19 protein-coding genes are annotated in these 25,026 nt (G+C 64.4%); 7 read left to right on the plus strand and 12 right to left on the minus strand.

Annotated features, from left to right (window positions below; translation table 11 throughout):
• Positions 1–2: 2 nt before the first annotated feature.
• Both ABCW42_RS01210 and ABCW42_RS01215 read right to left on the minus strand, forming a co-directional pair.
• Positions 3–227, minus strand: coding sequence for a helix-turn-helix domain-containing protein (locus tag ABCW42_RS01210; RefSeq protein WP_423184764.1), 225 nt, complete (start codon positions 225–227; stop codon positions 3–5).
• Positions 228–229: 2 nt separating this feature from the next.
• Complete coding sequence (locus tag ABCW42_RS01215) at positions 230–511, minus strand: hypothetical protein (RefSeq protein WP_423183161.1); 282 nt, start codon at positions 509–511, stop codon at positions 230–232.
• Between the two features lie 638 nt (positions 512–1,149).
• Here ABCW42_RS01215 and ABCW42_RS01220 point away from each other — a divergent pair.
• A complete protein-coding gene (locus ABCW42_RS01220) occupies positions 1,150–1,791 on the plus strand; it encodes a hypothetical protein (RefSeq protein ID WP_423183162.1) in 642 nt (213 codons plus the stop codon).
• A 13-nt stretch (positions 1,792–1,804) separates the two neighbouring features.
• On the opposite strand, the gene ABCW42_RS01225 is transcribed toward ABCW42_RS01220, so the two are convergent.
• Positions 1,805–2,440, minus strand: coding sequence for a LysE family translocator (locus tag ABCW42_RS01225; protein ID WP_423184765.1), 636 nt, complete (start codon positions 2,438–2,440; stop codon positions 1,805–1,807).
• A gap of 194 nt (positions 2,441–2,634) precedes the next feature.
• Positions 2,635–4,107 carry an amino acid permease gene (locus tag ABCW42_RS01230; protein ID WP_423183163.1) on the minus strand — a complete coding sequence of 491 codons (1,473 nt, stop codon included), beginning with the start codon at positions 4,105–4,107 and terminating at the stop codon, positions 2,635–2,637.
• Between the two features lie 268 nt (positions 4,108–4,375).
• Between ABCW42_RS01230 and ABCW42_RS01235 the strand changes: the two genes are divergently transcribed.
• From ABCW42_RS01235 to ABCW42_RS01255, 5 genes are all read left to right on the plus strand, one after another.
• The gene (locus ABCW42_RS01235) at positions 4,376–5,359 is read left to right on the plus strand and encodes an NAD(P)-dependent alcohol dehydrogenase (RefSeq protein WP_423183164.1); all 984 of its coding nucleotides are present in this window, start codon (positions 4,376–4,378) and stop codon (positions 5,357–5,359) included.
• A gap of 159 nt (positions 5,360–5,518) precedes the next feature.
• Complete coding sequence (locus tag ABCW42_RS01240) at positions 5,519–6,328, plus strand: IclR family transcriptional regulator (RefSeq protein WP_423183165.1); 810 nt, start codon at positions 5,519–5,521, stop codon at positions 6,326–6,328.
• Between the two features lie 209 nt (positions 6,329–6,537).
• Positions 6,538–8,265, plus strand: coding sequence for a urocanate hydratase (locus tag ABCW42_RS01245; protein WP_423183166.1), 1,728 nt, complete (start codon positions 6,538–6,540; stop codon positions 8,263–8,265).
• Positions 8,266–8,270: 5 nt separating this feature from the next.
• The gene (gene hutH / locus ABCW42_RS01250; protein WP_423183167.1) at positions 8,271–9,863 is read left to right on the plus strand and encodes a histidine ammonia-lyase; all 1,593 of its coding nucleotides are present in this window, start codon (positions 8,271–8,273) and stop codon (positions 9,861–9,863) included.
• Positions 9,864–10,060: 197 nt separating this feature from the next.
• Entirely contained in the window at positions 10,061–10,309 is a 249-nt protein-coding gene (locus ABCW42_RS01255) for a hypothetical protein (RefSeq protein WP_423183168.1), read from the plus strand.
• A 97-nt stretch (positions 10,310–10,406) separates the two neighbouring features.
• Here the strand turns inward: ABCW42_RS01255 and ABCW42_RS01260 are convergent, their stop codons facing one another.
• The 7 genes from ABCW42_RS01260 to ABCW42_RS01290 form a co-directional block, all read right to left on the minus strand.
• Complete coding sequence (locus tag ABCW42_RS01260) at positions 10,407–10,628, minus strand: hypothetical protein (RefSeq protein WP_423183169.1); 222 nt, start codon at positions 10,626–10,628, stop codon at positions 10,407–10,409.
• Between the two features lie 101 nt (positions 10,629–10,729).
• Entirely contained in the window at positions 10,730–15,745 is a 5,016-nt protein-coding gene (locus ABCW42_RS01265) for an NAD-glutamate dehydrogenase (protein WP_423183170.1), read from the minus strand.
• A gap of 124 nt (positions 15,746–15,869) precedes the next feature.
• On the minus strand, positions 15,870–16,529 hold the full coding sequence (locus ABCW42_RS01270) for a DUF1254 domain-containing protein (RefSeq protein ID WP_423183171.1): 660 nt from the start codon (positions 16,527–16,529) through the stop codon (positions 15,870–15,872).
• A gap of 1 nt (position 16,530) precedes the next feature.
• A complete protein-coding gene (locus tag ABCW42_RS01275; protein WP_423183172.1) occupies positions 16,531–17,133 on the minus strand; it encodes a DUF1214 domain-containing protein in 603 nt (200 codons plus the stop codon).
• A gap of 9 nt (positions 17,134–17,142) precedes the next feature.
• Entirely contained in the window at positions 17,143–18,324 is a 1,182-nt protein-coding gene (locus ABCW42_RS01280; protein ID WP_423183173.1) for a hypothetical protein, read from the minus strand.
• Positions 18,324–19,775, minus strand: a complete 1,452-nt coding sequence (locus tag ABCW42_RS01285; RefSeq protein WP_423183174.1) for a glycosyl hydrolase family 57 — start codon at positions 19,773–19,775, stop codon at positions 18,324–18,326. Before ABCW42_RS01285 ends, ABCW42_RS01280 begins: the two co-directional genes overlap by 1 nt.
• Before the next feature lie 22 nt (positions 19,776–19,797).
• Complete coding sequence (locus tag ABCW42_RS01290; protein ID WP_423183175.1) at positions 19,798–21,267, minus strand: glycogen synthase; 1,470 nt, start codon at positions 21,265–21,267, stop codon at positions 19,798–19,800.
• Positions 21,268–21,866: 599 nt separating this feature from the next.
• On the opposite strand from ABCW42_RS01290, the gene ABCW42_RS01295 reads away from it, so the two are divergent.
• Positions 21,867–24,146: a patatin-like protein gene (locus tag ABCW42_RS01295; RefSeq protein WP_423183176.1), complete on the plus strand. Its 2,280-nt coding sequence runs from the start codon at positions 21,867–21,869 to the stop codon at positions 24,144–24,146.
• Positions 24,147–24,164: 18 nt separating this feature from the next.
• On the opposite strand, the gene ABCW42_RS01300 is transcribed toward ABCW42_RS01295, so the two are convergent.
• Positions 24,165–25,025: a phosphogluconate dehydrogenase C-terminal domain-containing protein gene (locus tag ABCW42_RS01300; RefSeq protein WP_423183177.1), complete on the minus strand. Its 861-nt coding sequence runs from the start codon at positions 25,023–25,025 to the stop codon at positions 24,165–24,167.
• Position 25,026: the final 1 nt, after the last annotated feature.

The raw sequence follows: 25,026 nt of genomic DNA on the forward strand, positions 1-25,026 counted from the left end.
GACTAATGGCCGGTCCCGCCGTCGTGGTGGTGTTCCGGATCCACCGTGGCGTGTTCGATGTAGTCCTCCACAGCCGATTCCGGGACGCGGTACGAACGCCCGAAGCGGACGGCCTGGATGGCGTGCGAATTTACCAGGCGGTACACCGTCATCTTGGAAACCCGCAGAGCCTCGGCCACCTCGGCGATGGTCATGAATCGTGAAGCTGGAATACCGGCGGCTCCCATAGTCACCATGGCCTCCTGACTTGCCTGTAGTCGTAGTAGACCAGCGCTCCTCCACCGGGAGCGCTGGTTCGCAGGCCGATAGAGGAGCCGTTGACCACGGCCACGACGCCCTCCCGGCTGCCGTTGAAAGGATCGTCGCCGCTCACGTAATCGCCGACCTTGAACGGTGACGACGCGGATTTGGCTTGTTCAGCTGCTCGGGCAAACACCCGGTGGAGCCGGCCGGCCAGAACGTAGTGCCGTCCGCCTTCGCGCATGGTGTGCCTTCGTTTGGGATCAAACATAGAGCCACTCCTTCGCAGTTCCTATGAGCCCCACGGTAGGCACGTATCACATCCAGCACAGGAGTGTCTCTCACCCGTTCTCCAACAAGCGCCACTCGTGCCACTCGCGCTACCACTCGGACGCGTCCGAGAGCGGGCAAGTGGTGATCCGAGTAGTGCGTGGAAAAGACGGGTAGGCGCCACGCATGCCCGCGCGGGGCCGCGGAATTTACGCTCAATGCATCGCGGCGTTCGGCAGCGCTCCGGCCCGCGCGCCCCTCCAAAGCGGGGACAAGGTGTTGCTGCCGACACGTCGTGACGAGAATGTCCGTCAGTTTCCGGGGCTGCTTGGTTGCCCTGTCCTACGTGTTCCAGCGGTTCCGTGCCGCGGCCAGATGGTGTTGAGCGGCCAGATGGGGTTGATTAATGAACTTTTCCGGTCCTATTCCCCTCGGGAGACTCCGCACGCGTACGACGGCGGGCGCGCGCCGCCGTCGTCGTCTTTCCTGTGCGGTCCGGACCTTTTCGGCAGTTGCGCCCGGCAGGAAGGCGCCGGTTCGGTAGCCGGGCGCGGCAGGACGGCGCTGCGGGGGAGGGGAGCTTTGCAAGGGGAAAAGCACGGCGGGAGCCGGGCAATGGTCAGGAAGTGGGTAGGAACAATGAAACGAGCGGCAAAAGCAGGAATCGTCGTCGCGGGCGTGGTTGCGGTGGGCCTGGCCGGGGCGATCACCCTCAACGCCACCCAAGTGGCCTCTCACAACGAGGCCGCAGCGCCACCATCGGCAACGGCAAGCGCAGCCCCGAGCCCCGCCAAGTCGTCATCTGCCGCACCCGGTACGCCTTCCGCAGCGCCCGCAAGTTCCGCCGCTCCAAGCCCTTCAGCAGTACCTAGCGCCGCTCCCGCCGCTCCGGCTGCGCCCGCCGCCCCCGCGCCCGAAACGACGGCCGCCGCGCCCGCGCCGGCCCCAGCGGCACCCGCAGCTCCGGCCCCGGCTCCTGGAGCGGCGGGACTGACTGCGGCGCAGCTTCAGCACATCGAGGACAGCTGCACTGCACGGCTCCAAGCTGATGCCGCGAGTTCGGCCGTGGTCTCCGGAACGGTCGTCCCCAGGCCGTTCACGGTTCTATCCATCTCGTTCTCCGGAGCGCCGGTCGCATCTACCGGGACGTCCGGCCTGCCTGCCCACGACATCCTGATGAACACCACCACCAAGCTGGCTGACGGCCCCACCCAGCAAGGCCAGCGCTTGTGCCGCGTCTATGACACCGGCACCAAGGTGGACTGGCTCCCGGCGAGCTGACTGTGCAGCCCGTCTACGATTTGGCGCCCGTCAGCGCCAGCGTTCCGCCGAGTCCGATCATCATGACCCCGCCGGTAGCGCCCAACATGGAGATCCGGCGCGGCGAACGGGCAAACCATGCCCGGGCGGTACCTGCGGCGAGGGCCCAGGCACTGTCCGAAAGGAGTGCGATCGTCAGGAAGACCGTTCCAAGTTCGGCAAGCTGCAACGGAATGCTACCAGCCGAGTAGTCCACGAATTGGGGCAGCACCGCAACGAAGAAGACGATTGACTTTGGGTTGCTGGCACCCACAAGGAACCCTTCGCCGACCAGCCTCCAGGCTGATCGGGTAGCCGGCGTGCGCCCGGCCGTCGCGCCCCTGTTGCGGTGGCGGATCGCTTGGATGCCCAGGTAGACCAAGTACGCGGCGCCGCAGAATTTGATTGCCGTGAATGCCACCACCGACTGTGCCAATACCGCCCCAAGTCCCAGCGCGACAGCAACCACCTGTGGACCCATCCCCCAGGCGTTTCCCAAGACGCTCAAGAGTCCGCCGATACGGCCGAGGGCGAGTGACCGGCCGATCACGAAGAGGACGCTGGGGCCGGGAATGACAATCAGGACGAACGAAGTCAAGGCGAAGGCCAAAAGGCTGGTGATCGGGACCATGCCTGATGGTAGTTCCGGGCTTTGGCGGTCGTCCAGATGGTGATGCCGGAGTTCGCCGCCCACCCTGTGAGCCTCTGTTCCTGACCTTCTTTGGATCCGCGGACGTCCGGCACGCCGCGGACGTCCGGCACGCCGCGGTTTACCGGCGCGCCACCGTTGCGGTCCGGCCAAAAAAGGTCAGGAACTGCGGTCCTCTATGAACGGGCCTCGACCACGGGGAGCGACGCCGTCTCGTCGACGAGTTGCGCGCGCACGCGCCCATTGCCGCGGACCCACAGCTTGTACGCCACAACCAGGAGCACGAGCCATACCGCGCCTACATAGAGGGCTACACGCGTGTCATCGAAGACGCCGAGGATCGTGATGACGAGGGCCATGAAAGCGATGGTCAGCACGGATGCGGCCGGCCACCAGGGTGACGCGAATTCCGACGCCGGGAGCCCCTTGCGCTTGATCTCCCGTTTCATGGCGACATGGGAGGCGAGGATCATGACCCACACCCACACGGTCGCGAACGTGGCGATTGATGCGATGACAAGGAACACGTCTTCGGGGATCACTGCATTGAGAACCACGCCCACCAAGAGGATGCCTCCCATGAGGACCACGGTCATCCACGGAACGCCGTGACGTGAAACCTTGCCGAAGCTCTTGGGAGCATGTCCCTGCTGCGAAAGCCCGAAGAGGATGCGGCCGGCCCCGAAGATGTCGCTGTTGATCGCCGACAGGGCCGAGGTGATCACCACGGCATTGAGGATGTGGGGTGCCGCCGGGATGCCAAGGCCGCTGAAGATCTGCACGAACGGGCTGCCGTTGTTGCCGATCTCGTTCCAGGGGAAGAGGCTCATGAGCACCGCGAGCGTCAGGACGTAGAAGAGCAGGACGCGCACGGGGACCGTGTTCACGGCTTTGGGGAGGACCTTCTTGGGATCGGCGGCTTCGCCGGCGGTGATGCCGATCGTCTCGATCCCGCCGAACGCGAACATCACGACGGCGAACGAGGCCAGGAGCCCCTCGAAACCGTTGGGGAACAAGCCACCATGGGTGACGAGGTTGCCCACGCTGGGTGCGGCACTGGCATCGGCCGTGTGGAAGCCGAACACGATGATGGCCGCGCCGCCGGCAATCATGGCGATGATCGCCACCACCTTGACGAGCGAGAACCAGAACTCGAGCTCTCCGAAGACCTTGACGCTCAGTAGGTTCATGGCGCCCAGGACCAGGATGATCGCCAAGACCCAGATCCATCGGTCAACCTGGGGGAACCAGAACCCCATATAAATACTGAACGCTGTGACGTCGGCAATCGCGACGATGGCCATTTCGAAGACGTAGGTCCAGCCGGTGACGAAGCCGGCCAGCGGGCCAAGGTAGCGGCTGGCGTATTGGCCGAACGAGCCGGAAACCGGGTGGCGAACCGCCATTTCGCCGAGGGCCCGCATCACCATGAACACTGCCGCGCCGCCAATGATGTACGCCAGGAGGACGGCCGGGCCGGCCTTCTGGATGGCAGAGGCCGAACCGTAGAACAGGCCTGTGCCAATGGCGGATCCGAGTGCCATGAACCGGATGTGGCGGACATTGAGTCCGCGGCTGAGGACGCTTGATACGGCGCCTTCAGCGTCTTTGGTTGCCGTTGTCCGGACGGCTGTTGGGGTTTGCTGCATGCGAAATACCTTCTCGTCATTGGGAGGGGGACTGTTAACCAGCACACCATCCCGGAGCAGGCTGTGATGGTTCTCACGGGGGATCGCTGTCTCGGTTCTCAGACCTTGCATCCGGGCCGGCCCGGGCGAGAAGTAAAAAGCTCTTGACTCGATGTAAAGGAAGTTTTACTTTTGCGCCGTCACTTGAGCTGGCATTCCAAATCGCCCGCGCCCTCAATGTGCCGCTCGACGACGTGATCCAGTACCCGGGCAGTGAAGGAGAAGCGCCATGAAAGCAATCGTCCAAGACGCCTACGGTTCCCCTGACGTACTTCAGCTTTCGGACATCGAGCAGCCGGTTCCCGGCGAGGACGAGGTCCTGGTCCGGGTCCATGCCGCCGGCGTCGATCCGGGTGTCTGGCACCTGATGACCGGGCTTCCGTACCTGACCAGGCTCTTCGGATTCGGCCTCACGAGGCCCAAGAACCGCATTCGCGGCCGGGACGTGGCCGGCGTCGTTGAAGAAGTGGGTGCCAAAGTGACAGGGTTCCGGCCCGGCGACGCCGTCCTTGGCACATGCGAAGGATCCTTTGCCGAATATGTTTGCGCCAAGCAGGACAAGATTGCGCCCAAGCCATCCGCCCTGAGCTTCGAACAGACGGCGGTGGTGCCGATCTCGGCAACGACGGCGCTCCAGGGCCTGAGGAACAGCGGGAAAGTCCAAGCGGGGGAGAAGGTCCTTGTTATCGGCGCCGGAGGCGGGGTGGGATTGTTCGCGGTCCAACTGGCGAAGGCTTTCGGAGCGGAGGTCACCGGTGTATGCAGTACCTCCAAAGTGGAACTCGTCCGGCAAGCAGGTGCCGGCCACGTCATTGACCACACCAAAGAAGACTTCACCGCCGGAACTGAGCGCTTCGACCTCATCCTGGACACGGCCGGCAACCGTCCACTCAGGCAGCTCCGAAAGGCGCTCACTCCGCGGGGGAGGCTCGTCATCGTCGGTGGCGAAGGAGGCGGCCGCTGGCTCGGCGGATTTCAGCGTGGCATGGGAGCCCCCCTGCATTCGCTCTTCCGGAGCCAGAAATTCAGCGGCTTGATCGCCGTGGAACGCCGGGACGACTTGGAGGCGGTCTCGGCACTCATTGACGCAGGCAAGGTAAAGCCGGTCATTGACAGGACGTTCCTCCTCCCCGAAGCTCCCGATGCCATCCGGTACGCGCATGAAGGCCGAGTCCGGGGCAAAGTGGTGGTCACGGTGGTATCCGCAGGGTAGCGCAAATGTCTGGAATCCCAGACGCCTTAACTCGTTGATTGGCTTCTGGATCCGCTGCCTAAGGCGCACGCTTAAGTACGGGATACCGGACACCTGCCCCGGAGAACCTTCCGGGGCAGGCGATGGAACCGTGTAATACCGTGCACTCGAAGAGGAGCCATGACCATACAGCCGACCACCCAAGGCCGGGCCACGTCCAAGGTGCCCGCCGCGGAAAATACCCTGCGCATCCTGAAACTACTGGCGTCCAGGCGTGGCCCCATGGCGGCGTCCAACATTGCCACCGCCCTCGGCCTGCCGCGGTCCAGCGTCTACCACTTGCTCGGGGTCATGGAGGCAAACGGCTTCGTCCTGCACCTCCACGAGGAGCAGCGGTACGGGCTGGGCATCAGCGCCTTCGAACTCAGTTCGGCGTACTCGCGGCAAGAGCCGCTGTCCCGCCTCGGCCGCCCCATGCTCGCGGCGCTCGTGGACCAGATCGGGGAGAGCGCCCACCTGGCCGTGCTGCACGGCCGGGACGTGCTTTACATCGTGGAGGAGCGGGCCAAGAACCGCCCGTCCCTCGTGACCGACGTCGGCGTCCGCCTTCCGAGCCACCTCACAGCGAGCGGCCGCGCCATCCTCGCCGCCCTGCCAAAGTCCCAGGTCAGGGCCCTTTACCCCAACGCGGCGGCGTTCACGGCGCGGCACGAGATGGAATCGCCCATCATGAAGTACTCCGCGCTGTCCTCGCACCTGGACCAGGTCCGGCAACGCGGCTACGCCACCGAACATGGCGAAGTGACGCCCGGTTTCGGTTCAGTCGCCGCGGCCGTCACGGACCATTTGGGGTGGCCGACGGCGGCAGTCGCCGTCACGTTCCTCGAGGACCGGGTGCCTGTTGAGGAATGGCCGGCGCTCGCCGCCCGCATCCAGAAAACGGCCGATGAGTTGTCCATCCGCATCCACGGCCGCCCACAGCCCAACTAGTCAGCCCAACTAGTCAGCCCAACTTGCTGACCCAACTGGCCCGCGGCCGGCGTCGCAGCACCAGCCAAAACGGTTCCGGCCACCAATCGGGCGAGTCTGTAATACCGGACAGCACCAGCCGGAAAGCCGTTCCGAGATGCTTGCGGAGGGGCTCTACTGGATACAGAAGGACTTTCCCCTAGCAACCCTCCAGAGACGAAGGAGTCATCATGGCACCCGCTGATTTCACTACCGGAGCCCGTCCGGTCAAGGCCCCCCGTGGCACCGAGCTCACTGCCAAGTCCTGGCAGACGGAGGCTCCGCTGCGGATGTTGATGAACAACCTGGACCCCGAGGTTGCCGAGCGTCCGGACGACCTGGTCGTTTACGGCGGCACGGGCCGCGCTGTCCGTTCCTGGGCTGCGTTCGACGCGATCACCCGCACCCTGGAGACCATGGAAAAGGATGAGACCCTCCTGGTCCAGTCCGGCAAGCCGGTGGGCGTGTTCCGCACCCACGAATGGGCGCCCCGCGTGCTGCTGGCCAACTCGAACCTCGTGGGCGACTGGGCAACGTGGCCCGAGTTCCGCCGCCTCGAGGCCGAGGGGCTGATGATGTACGGCCAGATGACCGCCGGTTCCTGGATCTACATCGGTACCCAGGGCATCCTGCAGGGCACCTACGAAACCTTTGCTGCCGTCGGTAACAAGCTGAAGGCTGAAGGCCGCCACCCGGCTCCCGCCGTCGAGGGCTCCACCGAGGGCCCGCTCGCCGGAACGCTGACGCTGACCGGCGGTTGTGGCGGCATGGGCGGCGCCCAGCCGCTCGCCGTGACCCTGAACGACGGCGCGTGCTTGATCGTCGACGTCGACGAGACCCGCCTGCGCCGCCGCGCCGGCAAGCGCTACCTGGACGAGGTTGAGACCGACCTCGACGCCGCGATCGCCAAGGTCCAGAAGGCCAAGGCCGAACGCCGCGGCTGGTCCGTCGGGTATGTCGGCAACGCTGCCGAGGTCTTCCCGGAACTGCTGCGCCGCCACAAGGCCGGTGAATTGACCATCGACGTCGTCACCGACCAGACCAGCGCCCACGACCCCCTGTCCTACCTGCCCGAAGGCATCACGGTGGAGGACTGGCACCGCGAGGCCGAGGCCGATCCGGAAGGCTTCACCAAGAAGGCCCAGGCCTCCATGGCCCGCCACGTGCAGGCGATGGTCGAGTTCCAGGACGCCGGCTCCGAGGTGTTCGACTACGGCAACTCCATCCGCGACGAAGCCCGCAAGGGCGGCTACCAGCGCGCGTTCGAGTTCCCCGGCTTCGTCCCGGCCTACATCCGCCCGCTGTTCTGCGAAGGCCTGGGCCCGTTCCGCTGGGTCGCGCTGTCCGGGGACCCGGAAGACATCCGCGTCACGGACGAGGCCATCAAGGAGCTCTTCCCCGAGAACACCCACCTGCACAAGTGGATCGACGCCGCGCAGGAGCGCGTGGAGTTCGAAGGCCTCCCGGCACGCATCTGCTGGCTCGGCTACGGCGAACGCGCCAAGGCCGGCCTGCTCTTCAACCAGCTCGTGAAGGAAGGCAAGGTCAAGGCCCCCATCGTGATCGGCCGCGACCACCTGGACTCCGGCTCGGTGGCATCCCCGTACCGTGAGACCGAGGCCATGGCCGACGGTTCGGACGCGATCGCTGACTGGCCGCTCCTGAACGCCCTCATCAACACCTCCTCGGGCGCCACCTGGGTTTCCATCCACCACGGTGGTGGCGTGGGCATCGGCCGTTCCCTGCACGCTGGCCAGGTTTCCGTCGCCGACGGCACCGACCTCGCCGCCGAGAAGCTCGAACGCCTCCTCACCAACGACCCCGGCATGGGCGTCATCCGCCATGTCGACGCCGGCTACGACCGCGCCGTCGAGGTCGCCAAGGAACGCGGCGTCCGCATCCCCATGAACGAGAAGTAGGAACAATGACCACGATTACCCACGAGCCGCTCACCGTCACCCTCGGATCCAGCGGCGTCACCCCGGAGGACGTCGTCGCCGTCGCACGTTACGACGCGAAGGTGACAATCTCCCAGGAAGCCCTGGACACCGTTGCCAAGGTCCGCGCCCACATCGACGGGCTCGCCCACAGCGACACCCCGGCGTACGGCGTGTCCACCGGCTTCGGCGCCTTGGCCAACCGCCACATCCCCAACGAACTGCGCACCCAGCTGCAGAAGTCGCTCATCCGCAGCCACGCCGCGGGCATGGGTCCGGCCGTTGAACGCGAAGTGGTCCGCGGCATCATGTTCCTGCGCGCCAAGACCCTCGCCTCGGGCCGTACCGGCGTGCGTCCGGTGGTCCTGCAGACCATGGTGGACGTGCTCAACGCGGGCATCACCCCCGTGGTCCGCGAGTTCGGCTCGCTGGGCTGCTCCGGCGACCTCGCGCCGCTCTCGCACTGTGCCCTGGTCCTGATGGGCGAAGGCGAAGCGAGCGGTCCCGACGGCGAACTGTACGGCGTTCCCGGCCGCCCCGCCGTTGCTGAGCTGCTTGCCGCGCACGGCATCGCTCCGGTCACTTTGGCGGAGAAGGAAGGCCTGGCGCTGGTCAACGGCACCGAGGGCATGCTCGGCATGCTGCTGATGGCTATCGCGGACCTGCGCCTCTTGCTCACGACGGCGGACATCACCGCCGCGCTCAGCGTCGAGGCGCTGCTCGGCACGGACCAGGTGTTCCTGCCTGAGCTGCACGCGGCCTTGCGCCCCCACCCAGGCCAGGCAGCCAGTGCGGACAACATGCTGCGGGTGCTCTCCAACTCGGCAATCGTCGCTTCGCACCGCGTGGGCGATTCCCGCGTCCAGGACGCATACTCGCTGCGCTGCGCTCCCCAGGTGGCCGGCGCTGTCCGCGACACCGTGACCCACGCCGAACTCGTTGCGTCCCGCGAACTCGCGGCCGCCATCGACAACCCCGTGGTCCTGCCGGACGGCCGGGTCTCCTCGAACGGCAACTTCCATGGCGCACCCGTGGCATACGTGCTGGACTTCCTGGCGATCGCTGTCGCCGACCTGTCCTCGATCGCCGAACGCCGCACGGACCGAATGCTCGATCCCGCCCGCTCGCACGGCCTCCCGGCGTTCCTGGCCGACGATCCCGGCGTGGACTCGGGCCTCATGATCGCCCAGTACACCCAGGCAGGCCTGGTCTCGGACAACAAGCGGCTGGCAGTCCCGGCTTCCGTGGACTCCATTCCGAGCTCCGCGATGCAGGAAGACCACGTCTCCATGGGTTGGCACGCTGCACGCAAGCTCCGCAAGGCCGTGGAGAACCTGCGCCGCGTCCTCGCCGTGGAGCTCGTGACGAGCGCCCGCGCGCTGGACATCCGCACCAAACTGTCCGACGGCGAACTCACGCCCGGGCCTGCCGGTGCGGCTGTGATCGAGGTGCTGCGCGGCGTCGTCGACGGCCCGGGAACCGACCGTTTCCTCTCACCTGAGCTGGAAGCGGCGGACCGTTTGGTCGGTTCCGGCGACGTTCGTGCGGCGGCCGAATCCGCCGTCGGAATTCTCGCCTGAATCCGAACAAAATACTGATCGGATGAACAAAGGGAAGCGCCCCGGAAATGTTTGGCAAAACACGCTCCGGGGCGCTTTTCATGTAGTAGAACTTATGGGGTACGGCATGTCCACGCCGACGATGTCGTGGGCCTGCCGGGGAAAGATCCGAAACACACAACTGAAACAACGAACATCCACAAAGGGGTAGAAGTTCAATGAAGGCACGCGGGACGGTCCTGTCCAGGCGAATCGCTCAGTCCGCCGTCGTTTCCAACTGGGGAACGCTCAGGGTGGGGGAGCGGATCGAAGTTGTGAGGCATGCTCACGTGATTGCGGCCGGGGAGGTGCAGGAAGTGTCTGGCAGCGGCAACGTTGTGTGGCTCGAACCTGCGGGACCAGGCGCCGATGAAGCGGCCAAGCAGCTATTCATGAAGTCCGACGGCGTGGTGTTGCGTAGGGCGTAAGGCTTTTAAACACAGAAACCGGGGCTTGTTTGTCATCCCGCTCCTTGTGAGCGCGGTTTGGCAAACAAGCCCCGGTTTTTGCCGTCTTTGGGGGTGTTCAGGCGGCGATTGCCTCGAGCGTTTGGCCGAACGGCACTGACTCGTCCAGGGCTACCGTGTAGCTTCCGGGCTCGTGGCGGGTTACCAGGATGCCGCAGTTGGCGTCCGTGGCTGCGTTTTGGATGAGGGAATTAACGGCACGATCGAGTCCGTCGTGCATTTCCTCTGCGCTTGAAAAAGACAAGCGGATTTCGCGTTCTGCTGTTGGGGCAGCGATCATTTGGGGGCCTCCTCTTACTTGTCGCATGCGAAGGCGACTGATCAATCATAGTCCTGTCGCAAGGATTTGTCAGATGACTGGCAAGCGGACAGCCTGACAGCTCAGTGCCTGACCATCGCGCGAAGCAGTTTCACGGCCACGGACAGCGCTGCGATGTCCACCGGGCCCGGCTTGATTGCCTCCTGGATGGTGTCCTGGATACGCGCGAGCTGCTCGATGTTCCCGTGTTCCCAATCCATGATCCGCTCAACCGGATCCGTGCCGATCGCGGAAGAACGCGGAGTATGCCGGACAACTTCCTTGGTCATGTCCGCGAGGACCAGGTACATGTCATCCCGCAGCGCCGCCCGGGCCAATGCTTCCCAGTGGGTTTCCCGGGGCAACAGCGTGATGTGTTCCAAGAGCGGGATGGCCGAGATCCTTTCGAACACCGCGAAATACACCTCGGCCACGGCCTCCGCCGGTTCCTGGAGTTCTTCGGCGATCGCGGAAATATCCAGGAGCCCATAGCTGACCAGGAGTTCCGACGCCCGGATTCCGAGCTCGTGCGGTATTCCCTGGGCATCGGTATTGGCGAGGCGGATCAACGAATGCTGGAGGTTCATGCCGTGGAGGAAACGGGTGAAGTTCGATCGTAATTGGGCCATGGGCGGTTCGAGGCGTGCCATGGCGTCCGCGATGGGCTTGTCCCGGAAATCGTGGGTGACGTACCAGCGCGTTGAGCGGTCCAGCAAGCGGCGCATGTCCAGCGCTACGGCACAAGCATGTTCGCTCGGTACATTCGCCGGAACTTGCGCGATTGCGTCCATGACCGAGTCGAAGTCCCAGATCTGCCGCATGACCACGAAACCGCGGGCCACGGCCACGGCCGAGACAGTGGTTTCTTCCATGGCCCGGAAGGCAAAAGCGATCCCGCCGAAGTTGATCATGTCGTTGGCCACCACGGTTGCCACGATCTGGCGCCTCAAGGGATGGGCGAAGAGTTCCTCGCCAAACCTTTCCGAAATCCGGCGCGGAAAATAGCCGCGTAGCGTGCTTGAGAACCACGGATCGTCGGCAAGTCCGCCCTCGGTTAACTCACGGGCGAGCTCGATTTTGGCATAGGCGGCAAGCACGGCAAGTTCCGGAGAAGTCAGCCCGACGCCCCCAGCCACCCGGGCCTGCAACTCCCGGGTGGTCGGCAGGCACTCGAGGTCCCGATCGAGGTCCGTGACGGTTTCGAGCCAATCCATCGTCCGTTCGAAGCTCGGGCTCCATTTAAGGACCAATTGGCGGTCGTTGAGCAGGAGGACGTTCTGGTCCACGTTGGTCTTCAGGACCAGGCGGCCCACTTCGTCCTCGAGCGAGTGCAGGAAGGCCGCCCGCTCGACGGCGGGCATCTTGCCGGCCGCGATCATCCGGTCCAGGAAGATCTTGATGTTCACCTCATGGTCCGAGCAGTCCACCCCGGCCGAATTATCGATTGCGTCACTGTTCACGAGGATCCCTGCCAGGGCGGCTTCGATCCTGCCCCGCTGCGTGACGCCCAGGTTGCCGCCCTCGGCAATGATGCGCGTCCGCAATTGTCCGGCGTTGACCCGGATGACGTCGTTGGCCTTGTCTCCCACCTCACCATGCGTTTCCGTCGAGGCCTTCACATAGGTGCCGATGCCGCCGTTGTACAGCAAGTCCACCGGGGCCGTGAGGATGGCCTTAAGCAACTCCGGCGGGGACATCGCCGTCGTGCCCTCGTCCTGTCCCGAACCGCCGTCCGAGCCTGAAACGGCCTCCAAACCCAACACCCGACGCACCGGTTCCGAAACGGGGATCGACTTGTCCAGGCGGGAGTAAACGCCGCCACCCGGACTGATCTTGGCTGCGCGGTAGTCCGCCCAGGACGAGCGCGGGAGCTTGAAGAGCCGTTTCCGCTCCGCGAAGGAGGCCGCCGGGTCCGGAGTGGGATCCAGGAAGATATGCCGGTGGTCGAAAGCCGCTACGAGCTTGATGTGCTTGGACAAGAGCATGCCGTTGCCGAAGACGTCTCCGCTCATGTCGCCGATTCCGACTACCGTGAAGTCCTCCGTGTCGGAATCCACAAGGAGATCGCGGAAATGGTGCCGCACCGACTCCCAGGCGCCCCGGGCCGTGATGCCCATCTGCTTGTGGTCGTAGCCGACAGACCCGCCGGAAGCGAACGCATCCCCGAGCCAGAAGCCGTACTCCGCCGCGAGCTCGTTGGCGATGTCCGAGAACGTTGCCGTCCCCTTGTCCGCCGCCACCACGAGGTAGTAGTCGTCGCCGTCGTGCCGTACTACGCGGACCGGCGGGGCCGTGTGCTGGGCCGGAGCCGTGCGCTGGGCCGGAGCCGTGCGCTGGGCCGGAGCCGTGCGTTGGGCCGGGGCCGTGCGCCCATTGGATCCGCTGCCCGGTTCCGCAACCAGGTTGTCCGTAAGGTCCAGCAGGCCGCGGATGAAGGTCCGGTAGCATTCCTGGCCCTCTGCCAACCAAGCAGCCCGGTCCTCGGCGGGATCGGGAAGTTGCTTGGGATAGAAGCCGCCCTTGGCGCCGGTAGGCACGATGACCGCGTTCTTGACGGTCTGCGCTTTCACGAGGCTGAGGACCTCGGTGCGGAAGTCTTCGCGGCGATCGGACCAGCGCAAGCCGCCGCGGGCTATCAAACCGAACCGCAAATGGACACCCTCGACCCGGGGCGAATAGACCCAGATTTCGAACTTCGGGCGGGGAGCCGGTGCTGCCGGGATCTTCGAGGGATCGAGCTTGAAGCTCAAGTACGGCTTGCCCAAGTAGAAGTTGGTGCGCAACGTCGCCTCCACCAAGCTCGCAAGCGAGCGGAGGAGGCGGTCGGCGTCGAGGACGGGAACGGCGTCGATCGCTTCGGCCAGTTTCGCGCGCGCCGCGTCCATGGCCAATTGGCGGGCGCTGTACTTGCTGGTCGCGTGAAGCAGTTCGGGGTCGAAAAGATCGGGTTCGAACCTGTCGGGATCGAATTTGGCCTCGAAAAGCTCAAGCAGCGCGTTGCTGGCGCGAACGTTCTCCAGCAGGGTGTCGGCGATGAAACCGTAGGAATTGGTGCTTCCAAGCTGGCGAAGGTACTTCGAATACGCCCGCAGCACGGCCGTCCGCCGCCAGTCGATGCCTTCGCGCAGCACCAACGCATCAAAAGCGTCCGATTCGACGTCGCCGCGCATCGCGGCGCGGAAGGAATCCTGCAGGAGTTCGCCCGTCGCCAAGGGGTCCACTCCGCGCGGGTATTTAAGGCCGAGGTCGTACAAGAAGAAGGCGCGGCCGTCCGCGGGATGCACGTCGAACGGCCGCTGGTCCAGGACCTGAAGCCCCAGATTGTGGAAGAACGGCAGGATCTGGGTGAGGCTTTGCGGCCGCGTCAGGTACAGCCGGATCCGGGCGTCCTCGGCCAGGACGGCCGTTCCCGGACGGCGGTAGATCGTCAGCAAGGGGTCGTTGCTGTCCGTCCCGCCGGGCGAATTCGGCGGCCCGAAGCTCTCGAAGCCGGCAATGTCATCAACAGCGTCCTCCACCGCATAATCGGCCTTGTAGCTCGGGGGAAACGCCGAAGCCCACTGCTGCGACAGCCGCGCGGCTTCCTTCGCGGGGAACCGCGCCTGGAGCGCTTCGTCGAGGCCTTGCGCCCACGAGCGGGTCGCCGCGATGATCCGTTGCTCAAGGATCGCGGGATCGACGACGGCGGCAGGCGCACCGCTCGAGGCGGCAGGGGCTGCGGTGACCGGACCGCCGTCGGGCGCTTCGACCGGGGTGACCAAACCGCCGTCGGGCAGCAGGATACGGAAGAACAACCGCGCCATGTCGGACTCGCCGAGGCGAAGCTCGAACTCGATCGCGTCCGAACCAAAAGCCTCGCGCAACTCGCGCTCGATGTTGAGCCGAACCGCACTGCTTAACCGGTGGCGCGGCAGGAACACCAACGCCGTCATGAATCGGCCGTGCGAATCCGGGCGGAGGAACAGCCGCGTACTGTGCCGTTCCTGGAGGCGCAGGATTTCGCCCACATGGGCGGCCAACTGCCTGGCATCGATATGGAACAACCCGTCCCGCGGATACGCCTCAAGGACCGCGAGGAGTTCCTTGCCGTCATGCGAATTCGGCGGGTAGTTGAACGACTCGAGAACTTGCTTGACGGTGTCGCGGATAACGGGGATCTGCAAGGCCGATCGGGACGCCGAACTTGGTGCGAAGAGGCCCACAAAGGCGCATTCGGGAGTGCGCTCGCCGTTTTCGTTGACCATAGCCAGGGTGACCTCGTCGAGATATGCGCGTCTGAGGACCGTGGAGCGCAGGGTGGATTTGCTGAGGATCAGTTCGGGCTTCGCGCCGAGTCCGGGACCGCCCTGGCGGCGCGTTCGTTCCGGTATTGCGGGAGACGTGGCCATGTTCCTCAGCAGGCCCAACCCGCGGCGTCCGCTGGGTTCGCGGTAGCCGAGGAAAACGAAATTCCCGTTGCCGAGCCAACTCAACAACTCCTTGGCCTCCCTCGCCTCGGGGAGCCGCTCCTCAAGGCCTTCCAGGGCACGGATTTCCCGGTCGAGTTCCGCATTGATTGCAGCCGCGTCTTCCGAAGCCGCCCGGACATCGGCCACCACCGCCTGCAGCCGCTCGACCAGCCGTTCAGCGCTCACGTCGTCCGGCAACCGGGAGATCTCGACGGCGATCCACGCCTCCGTGAGGTGCCCGCCGTCGTCGTGGTCTTCAGCGGCAGGCACGGAAGGCTCATCGCCGGACGGCAGGCCCGCTCGCGACGGTCCCCGGCGCACTTCGCTCAGCGCGTGGGTTGAGGGGTCGCGGCTGACGCTGAAGGTGGGGTGGACCAGGAGGCGGATGGAGGTGTTGTCCCTGGTGATTTCCGCGGTGATGGACGGGACCAGGTACGGCATGTCCTCGGTGACGATCGCGACGATGCTGGCCTCGGCCTCGTTGAGGATCCCTACGACGGCTTGCCCGGGAGTGCGCCGCTCCGCCAAAGAACGGTGGTACCGCGCCCGGTCCAAGAGGGTGTCGGTGCTGTAGCTGCGGACGTCGTCGTCGGCCACGTGCTCGTAGTAGTCGGTCAGGAATCCTTCCGCGGACCCGATCCTTGGTGACATCTCACTGCGCCTCCGCCACGCAAGGAACGGCCGTGCGATGCGGTCGGCGAGGCCTTGCGCCTGCTTTCATCATGGCCGCGGCGGGGCAGGCCGTAAAGGTTTGGGGAGGGGGAGTTCCCGCGTGCTACGCGTGGTTTGGCGGAACGAGCTGAATTTGTTGCGCCAGTCCGTACGCGGTAGGAAGATCGCTTTCGTTCGCGACAAATACACGTCCCACCACGAGTGCTGAATTGTGGGGCGAAGAAATCCGTGCCATTCCAGCCGGTACAGTTCCGTTCCAATCGGGGCCAGTGAGGAAATACTCGCCGGCCTGTGTTCCGGTTGCGCGCTTTCCGACGTAGGCGAAATTGGCGCTGTTCGAGGGGTCGGTGAATTGCACGCTGTAATAGCGGCCGGCCATGTCCGGGACGCTAAGGACCAGTGGCCCCTTCTTCAGATCGAGCCAACCGGCGACGTAGAGCAGCTTGTTGGTCCCCGTTGCCAGGAGGCTCCCGGCGGGCGCCGATGGCGAAGACGTGAGGGGCGTCGCATACAACGAGTTAATCGGAATCGGTCCACCGCCCAGGCCATGCTTGAGGATTGCCCGCCTAAAGCCATTGACCGTGAGGCGCGGCCAAAGGTAGATGAAAGCCGGGGCGCCCAGTACCCACACCGCCACGGCCGCTATCGCGAGGGGAACCACCTCGTTCCATCCGCGGGAAATCCGCTGGTAAACGACCCACGCAAATATTGCCAGGATGACCACGGTGATAGGGAATCCGAATTTCAAAATAAGCCGGCTCATGTCACTGAATCCTCATGATCGGCGGGACCTGGTATTTGTCATCGAGGATTTCCGTGCCGGGCAAGTAGGCGCGGAGCATAAGCTTGAATTTTCCTGCCGGGGTCGGCAGCCAGTTTTGCTCACGCCCGCCGGGAGCGGCTCGTTGAAGATAAATGTCGATTGAGCCGTCGGAGTTTTCCACAAGCTCCGAACCGTCATCGATGCTGGACCGATTGATTGGATTGTCGACCATGTAGCCCACTATGTCCGTCACCGTGAGGGACCAAAAGGCGTCGTTCGGCGGGAGTTGACCGGGAGGAAAGTGCAGGATGTAGTCCTGGCTGCCGCTGAGGCCCTGCCCGGACCCGTCCTTCGTCGCGGTCCAGTAGGCAGCCTCTTCAAAGACGTTGACCACGGGAAGGGCTTTGGCGCAGGCGGCCCGTACCAGGACGCCGTTCTCCGGGCGGCCGCACGCCCGGATGACGCTCCACCCGTTGACGGTTGTTGACACCGTCTTGATCACGGCATTCATGACAAGGACTGCCGTCAAGAATGCGAATGTTGCACCGATGATGATTCCTTGCACCACCCCGGATTGCGATACCCACGTGAGGAAACCAGCCATGCCCGCACACTAGCCTGCCCCTGTGGCCGGCGCTACAGGTGGTGCAGTCGTGATGGCCGCGACTTGGTCGAGTTGGTCATGGCAGCGACCCAGCCAGGCTTCGCCCCAGAAGAAGTTGCAGCTGGTCTGGGCTTGGAGGAGATGGCGGCGGGCCTGCTCGAGGCCGGGGCTGGAAGAGTCGGCTCGGCTGGCGGCTGTATGAAGTTGCTCGCTGACCTGCCGGACCCGTTGGAGGGCGTCCCGCTGGGCCAGGCTGCCGGTCCATTGGGTGAAGCCGCTGCCGTCGTGCCAGCCGGTGTTCCAGGCCCCGTCGCGCACCCGGACTTCGCCGTAGGGCGGGTGGCGGTCGAGGTGGTCGCCGATGAAGGCGGGGGTGATCCCGCCAGCGGTGCCGCCGCGGGCGCGTTCGAGGAGCGGCTGGTAGAAGGCAGTCCAGAAGTTTGCGCCGTCGGTCGTGTTTCTGAACCATCCACCGTTGTCGCCGTCGGTGGCGGTGGTGACCAACGGCGTGAACTCGCAGTGCCGGGTGCGGGCTTTGACCTCGCGGATGAACCAGTCAGGGTCCATCCCCGACTCCTGGGCGTCGGAGAGTTCCCTGTCGCGCACGACCACGGTGATCTCGGCGCCGGCGTGGCGCGCGACATGTGTTCGGTAGCGCAGCTCGTCCCAGCGCATCGCATCGACTGCTTCGACGTTGTTGGAGTCTACGAGGACGTAGCGGTAGCCCATTGCCTGCAGCAGGGGGATGAGTTCCATAGTGAAGCCCATCTCGGGTGGCCAGAAGCCGCCGGTGTGGGGCCGGGCGAAGATCCGTTGGCCTATGTGGCGCCACGCTTGCAGGTGATCGGGCCAGTCGTGCGCGGGAATGAGTGGCAGGACGGGGTGGTGGTAGCCGGTTGCCAGGACGTCGATGATGGCGGTGTTCTGCAAGTGCCAAAGCAGGGATCCGCAGTCCACCATCCCATACACCCGGGACTGGAAGGCAGGGTCCGCGAGGGTCTCGAGCAGGGTTCCTGAGATCGACAGGTGGACCCGGCCGATGTCCTCGTAGGGCCAGAGGGACCTTGGAATCCGGTCGAGGGCGTAGAGGATTTCTCGGGCCGCCCAGGGGTCGGTCTCGAGCAGGTGCTCGAGGTTGCCGGCAGGTTGGTGCAGGTTGAGCACCAGCGCGAAGTCGATCTGCCCGGCCATCAGGCGGCCTCGCAGGCTTCGATCGCTCGGCGGGCGAGCTCGGCGCCGTAGTCAGTCCAGATGCCCTGGCCCCAGTAGCGGTAGCAGCTGGTCTCGCAAGCGAGCAGGAGAAACAGGGCCCGCCGGTAGGCGGGATCGTTGCTCGGCACCCCGGCTTTGAGGAATCGCTCGTTGAAAAGGGCACTGGCCCGCTGCATCGGGGCAAGGACGCTGTCATAGCCCGAGACCCAGGAGACGTTGTTTGTCCAGCTGCCGCCGTCCATATGGAATCCGCCGTCCTCGACCGAGAGCCGGTCGATCACTTCTTTGAGCCGCTCGGGTCCCTCGCCGGGAGCGAGCCGCTCCCAGACCCGGTGCTGGCCCGCCGGCTGGATCGGCGGCAGGTCCACCGGCTCGACACCAAGGGCGGTGAGGGCTTCGAGATATTCCGAAACGTTCAGGGCGGGCGTGGACGATCCGGAAGATTCGGCCATGACCTCAAAATACTTGGGGGGAAACTCGTTCATCATCACCCCTCCGTTCTCGCCGTCTGCGATCTGGGTGACCAGCGGCGGGACCGTCCGGCCCCCCAGTTGCAGCCGACTGAGGCCCTTGGCCTCGTAGTAGGGCTGCATCTGGCCGACAAGTTTTGTGTCGCTGCCCTGCGTTTTGACGATCGCGGTGATCGTGGCGGTTTCACCGCTGGAGCTGGTGCAGGTGAGCCGGTGCGGAAGATGCGGGCGGTCCAAGGGACGGCCGTCGGGTTGTTCGACGGTGTGCTCTTGGACCATAACCCACTCATAGCCGCACTCAACCAGCGTGCGCACGAACTCATAGGCGACGTCAGGCTGGTTTGGTAGAGCCATCTCGGCCGGCGAGAAACCTCGAACTCTGCCGAGCGCCTCGGTGCCGAAGATGGCGGCGAAGTGGTGCTGCCAGGCGCGTACGTGCAGCCGGAAGTCCTGGACGGGCGTGGAGGGGGCCACGGCGTGCCCCCAGGTGGATCCAAGCCACTCCACGGCACCTCGCGAAGGATCTTCACAGGTGATCCTGGTTAGCGCGTCAAAAACGTCATCGCGTCCCATCTGACGCATTCCGTGCAGCAGGGTGCCCGAGTAGTCCAGCATCACCCTGGGTGACAGGCCCCGCTCGAGGAGTTGCGGGATGAACTCACCCATGCGCTTGTAGCACCATGCGAACGCCGGGGCGTTGTGGTTGTCGCCTTGGTCCGGGTTGTCCATCATCCACGCAAGGTTCGAGATCACCGCCGCGCTTTTCAGATCCTGCCCGCCTGCGGGTATCAACGGTTGGTGCATATGCAGTGCCGCGGCGAAGCCGCTCTCCAGCCGGGCGGGATCCATGTTGTTGTTGAACGCCCGCTGTTCCCGGCTGGCTGCGATCGCCCGCGCGATCATGGCCTCCTCCCCGCAGATGTTTGGCAGGCCGTCCACATACTCGTCCATCGCGTCCATTTGGCTTCCTTCCCGGGTTGAGCTACTTGTGGCGGATGTGGTCGTAGATGTTGACGTAGTCCTGGCCCGGGCGGGCCCAGGAGTAGTCGCTGCGCATCGCGTTGAGCATCAGCTGGCGGAACTCGCCGGGGAAGTCGAACCATAGCCCGAACGCCCGTTCCAGCGCCGATTCGACGGCGGCGTTGTCGGTCTGGTGAAACACGTATCCATTGCGCTGCCAGTCCGGACGGTCCGAGAAATCCCGGTCGAAGACTGTGTCGACCATGCCGCCCACCCCGCGCACTACCGGGATGGTCCCGTACCGCATGGCGATCATCGGGGTCAGGCCGCACGGCTCGAACATTGACGGCACCACGAGCATGTCCGCACCCGCGTAGATCAGGTGCGACAGTTCCTCGTTGTATCCGATCTCCAGGTGGCAGTCCGGGTTGTCATTGAGGTAGTGCTTGAGATGCCGGAAGTGCCCGTTGATCTCTTTGTCCAGGCCGTCACCCAAGAGCACGAACTGCGCACCCTTCTCAAGGGCGTAGAACAGGGCGTGATGCACCAGGTGCACACCCTTCTGGCTGTCGAGACGCCCCACGTAGGCAACGATCGGACTGAAAGCGTCCCGCATCGAGAGCCGTTCGCGCAGCCGTCTCTTTGCGGCGTACTTGCCGTCGATCCACTCCGCCGAATACCGCTCGGGGATGAACGGGTCGATTTCCGGGTTCCAGGTGTCGTAGTCCACGCCGTTGAGTACCCCGCCGAACTTGGCCTGATGTGTCGACAGGGTTGGCCCCAACCCGTCCCCGCCGTCGCCGTAACGGGCCTCGTCGGCATGATTTGGTGAGACGGTGGTGGTGAAATTGGAGTAAACCACCCCTGCCTTCATCAAATTCACCGCCTGGAACTGGTGGTCGTCGCCGAGCCGGACACGGTCCAGGAAATAATCGGGCCGGCCCAGCTGGGTGCTCCAAAGCTCCTTGGGGCCGGTCAAACCCTGATGGCGGAAGTTGTGGATGGTGTAGCACACCCGCTGGTGGGGCATCACATGCCCGTATTGCTCATACAAAAGCACCGGGACCAGTCCCGTCTGCCAGTCGTGGCAGTGAATCACATCCGGGCGTTTCCCCACCTTGTACAGGTACTCCATGGCGGCCTTGGAGAAGAACGTGAAGCGGTCGACGTCGTCGTGGTAACCGTACATGAGCTCCCGGTCGAAGAACCCTTCGTCCGAGTGAGGCTCGATGAAAAAGCACTTCCGCCCGTGCACGTAGCCGAACCAAACAGTGCAATGGACCGCATCCCCGTGCCACGGCACCCAAAGGTCGTGGTAGTCGATTGCCAACCCCCACACATCCTCGTGCCGCATGCCCGCATACTTAGGCAGCACGATCTCCACCTCGTGCCCCCGGAGCTCCAGCTCACGGCTCAGCCCGAAAATCACATCGCCCAAGCCCCCGGCCTTTGCCACCGGTGCGCATTCGCTGGCCACCATCACCACGTGCATGCAATACCTCCGCCGTCCAGCCGCCTGCCGCGCCTCAAGCAAACGAGGCTGCGGGCGGCGATATCTGTTGACCGGTGTTCGCGGCCGGCCTGGCTCCCTGCGTTAATGACATGGGCGTGACGACGTCGCGCCGAGGCCATAGTAGGGCACCGGCCCTCCAGCACGCGGACCCCCACGTCATGTTCGAGCGCGGTGTGAATTCACGGAATATCCGACATTAAGCGAAGATGTCGTCGCATTGCCCGTTGGTTGAACGGCGAGCACGGCGACGGCCAGGATAAGTGTGTTGGAAACCTCCCGAAGCGCCTTCTTGGCCTCAAGAACGCAAAGGCGTTGGCCTTGACAGCCGACGCCGGCGGGGTGAAATTTAAGCCGCTACGCTCGTGATTTTGTCCCGTGCGCGCCGGATTTTGTTCAGCTTCATCAGAGCGGGATCGTCAATGGCCTGGATGCGGAAGCACAGCCTTCGGAGGTGGTTGCCCCGCGCCCGACCGAGTGGGGGCGCGTCCGACGGCGGCCCGGCAGCTGAGCTTGACGGGCGCCCCGGTGCCGCTGGTCCAATGAGGGAAATCCGCTTAGCACTGGTGTGCTACGGAGGCGTGTCCCTGGCCGTCTATATGTACGGGGTGACGCGTGAGATCCTTGAACTGGTCATCGCCTCGCGGCTCCTCGAGTCCGGCGAAACACAGGACATCGCGCCGGAAACAACCCGTTACGCCTATGTTCAGGCACTCCGCGAAAGCGCGAAGAACCATCAGGGCGCCCGGCCGAGGGTGGTTGTCGATATCGTTTCCGGTACTTCCGCAGGCGGCCTCGACGGCTTGTTCCTGGCGAAGGCCATAGCGATCGGCCGGTCCCTCGAACCGCTCAAGAAGCTCTGGCTCAACCAGGCAGATGTCCGGACCCTCATGGCTGGATTCGGGGACGTGTGGTTTCGCCTCGTGGAGTTCGTTGGAAGGCTTGTGTTCACGTCCGACGCCGCTCCGCTGGACGGACCAGGAATGGTCGGATTGGTCAGCCGCAGCCTCCAGGCGATAGACAACGCGCCACCGATAACTACAGGACCGCTCATTCCCCGGGGCCAGTCGTTGGACCTCTTCGTCCCAATTACCGATGGCGCCGGCCACAAGCGCTTCTTGGTGCTTCATCCCGGCGGAACGATCCTCCAGGATGTGTCGCACCGCCACGTAATGCACTTCACGGCTGTCTCCGGAGCTCCGGCGGAGAACCAGTTCGAGCGGGACGGCAATCCCGTACTGGCCTTCGCCGCCCGTACGACGTCCAGTTTCCCCGGCGGGTTTCCACCGGTGACCATTGAAGGATTCGCCCAGGCATTCAATGCATTCGCCCAAACAGGGGACAGCTGGGACTCGACGCCATTCAAGACGAGGAAGTTCGTGAAGGACTTCTTCGACGACTACAGGGGATGGGGGGACGACCCCCGCAAGACCTGGTTCATGGACGGCGGCGTCCTGGACAACGCCCCGTTCGATCATGCCATCAAGGCCATAGAACACAAGCGTGCGGACACAGAGGTTGAGCGCTACCTCGTCTACATCGATCCCCATCCCGTTCCCCCTTTGCCGAACCGTAAGGTGCGCCTCCCGAGCTGGCCCGGGAGCATGGTGGCGGGCGCAACTGCGATTCCCGCGCATCAGTCCATCTTGGAGGGACTGATCGGATTGCGGCACCGGAACGCGCGTATTGAACAGATCAGCGACCTCACGAAAGGCCTCGAATCGAGGATCAAGCAAGTACTGAACGATCGTGGGCAAAGGGTAACCAGCACCACCGAGTACCAAGACGTCTGCTTCGTCGAAGACGATCTCGCACGGTTGGCTGCTACCGAGATGGGCAAAAATCTGGAGGGCTATCTTCAGCTCCGCTTGGAAGCGATCGCCGTAAACCTCGGCAAAGCGGTCACCAAGATCTTCAAATACTCCGAGGAATCAAGCGTTGCCGCATTCATCCGGGAGGTCCTCCGGGCATGGGCGCTGCAGAAGGGCAAAAACGCCAACTTCGGTATTGACGGCTTGAAGGGCTTTTTCGGCGACTACGACGTGCCCTACCAGGAACGTCGGCTCCGCTTCCTCATCCAGGAACTAAACAAGTTATATGAGGACGGGCCGGACAGCGCCGAAAGAGCCCTGGTGGACGCCGCGAAGACCGCCGTCTACGACGCGTTGGAATCGCTTCACGCCTTGCCGGGAACGCTGAACAGCGCGGCGAAGACCGGAGCTGCCCTTTTTGCCCGCGGTGCCAACATGGAACCGGCGGCGCTCGACCCCCACGGATTCGCGAGCGAAAACATGGAATCCCTCGATTCGTTCCTCGCAAGCCTGAAATACCCATGCGCGAGCGAGGACGCGGCATTTTGGCACGAATTCAGCGGGCTGCTTAGGGCGTGGCCACGCAGCAAGGCGAACCAGGCGGAGCGGCTCTTGGAAGGGTACGCCGGCTACCCTCTGTGGGACGCCATGGTCTATCCGATTCTCGCTTTGTCTGAAATCCGGCAATCCAAGCGGATCGAAATCAGCCGGATCAGCCCTGAAGACGGGGCAATCACAAGTGACGGCCCCAAGCTGAAGGGCACTGGACTGGGGCATTTCGCCGCGTTCCTGCGCAAGGACTGGCGTGAAAACGACTACCTTTGGGGCCGTCTCGACGCTACCGCGAAACTGCTCGGGCTGATCCAACCAGGAATCAGCAGCCGCGAGGTAGCCGATGCCCTCCGCGCAGTGCTCACGGAGGAAGCGGGCCTGGGAATCCTCAAGGCAAATTCCCGGGGCTGTGTAACCAAGGGATTCCTCGAGGCTTCCATCGCGGACCTTAACGCGGAGTCACTCACGGCCCATGTTGCTGACCGCAACGGGCCGTAGGTGACCCCGCGTTGGCTTTTAGCGCTTTACGGCGTCCAGTTTGAGCATCTTGGCGATGACGCCGTCGAGTTCGGAGTCGTCGAAGATTTTCTTCCAGTCGTCCTTGATGATGGTGTCCTTGCCGTACTGGATGGCGATCTCGCAGGCCTCGGAGAACGGGTTGGAGCCGCGCAGGGCGTTGGTGAGGGCGATCTGGACGTGGCCGAAGAGCATGGCCTTGGCTGCTTCCTCGGGGACGCCTGCGGTGTGCACGGTTTCGTGGAGGGCTTCGTTGAGCAGGGTGCCGATCATGCAGGCGACGGTTTCCACGAGGGTCGGTTCGAGGATGGCGAGCTGCTTGACGGTGACCCAGTGCACGTCGATGACGGGTGCGTAGATGGTGCGGATGGTCGCTTCGGCGGCTTCGCGGGCAGCGGTGGGGGCGTCGTCGTCGATCGCGGCGACGACGTTCTGCGGTGCGCCTGCGCCGCCGAAGGTGTCGGCCCATTCTTCCTTGGTGGTGCGCTCCAGGAACACGGACGGGTGGCACGGGTGCGCGACGGCCTGGACGACGTCGTCGCGCTTGGCCAGCAGCCCGGCGTAGGCGGCGGCGGGGTCCAGGGTGAGCAGGATCGCACCGGACTTCATCTGGGGAACGACGCCTTCGGAGACGAGGCCCAGGACAGTGTCCGGGACGGCGAGGATCACGACGTCGGCGCCCTTGACGGCGTCGTCGGTCGCGGTGATCTCGCGCCCTTCGGCGCGGACGCGGTCCTGGCCGGCGGGGGAGTTCTCGCTGTAGGTGACGGTGTGGTTGGACTTCTGGAGGTTGCGGGAAACGCGCATCCCCATCTTGCCACCGGCTCCGATGACGGCCACGGTCAATTGTTCTGCTGACATT

Origin of the sequence: Arthrobacter sp. NyZ413, from assembly GCF_049390645.1 — a bacterium.
Lineage (GTDB): Bacteria > Actinomycetota > Actinomycetes > Actinomycetales > Micrococcaceae > Arthrobacter.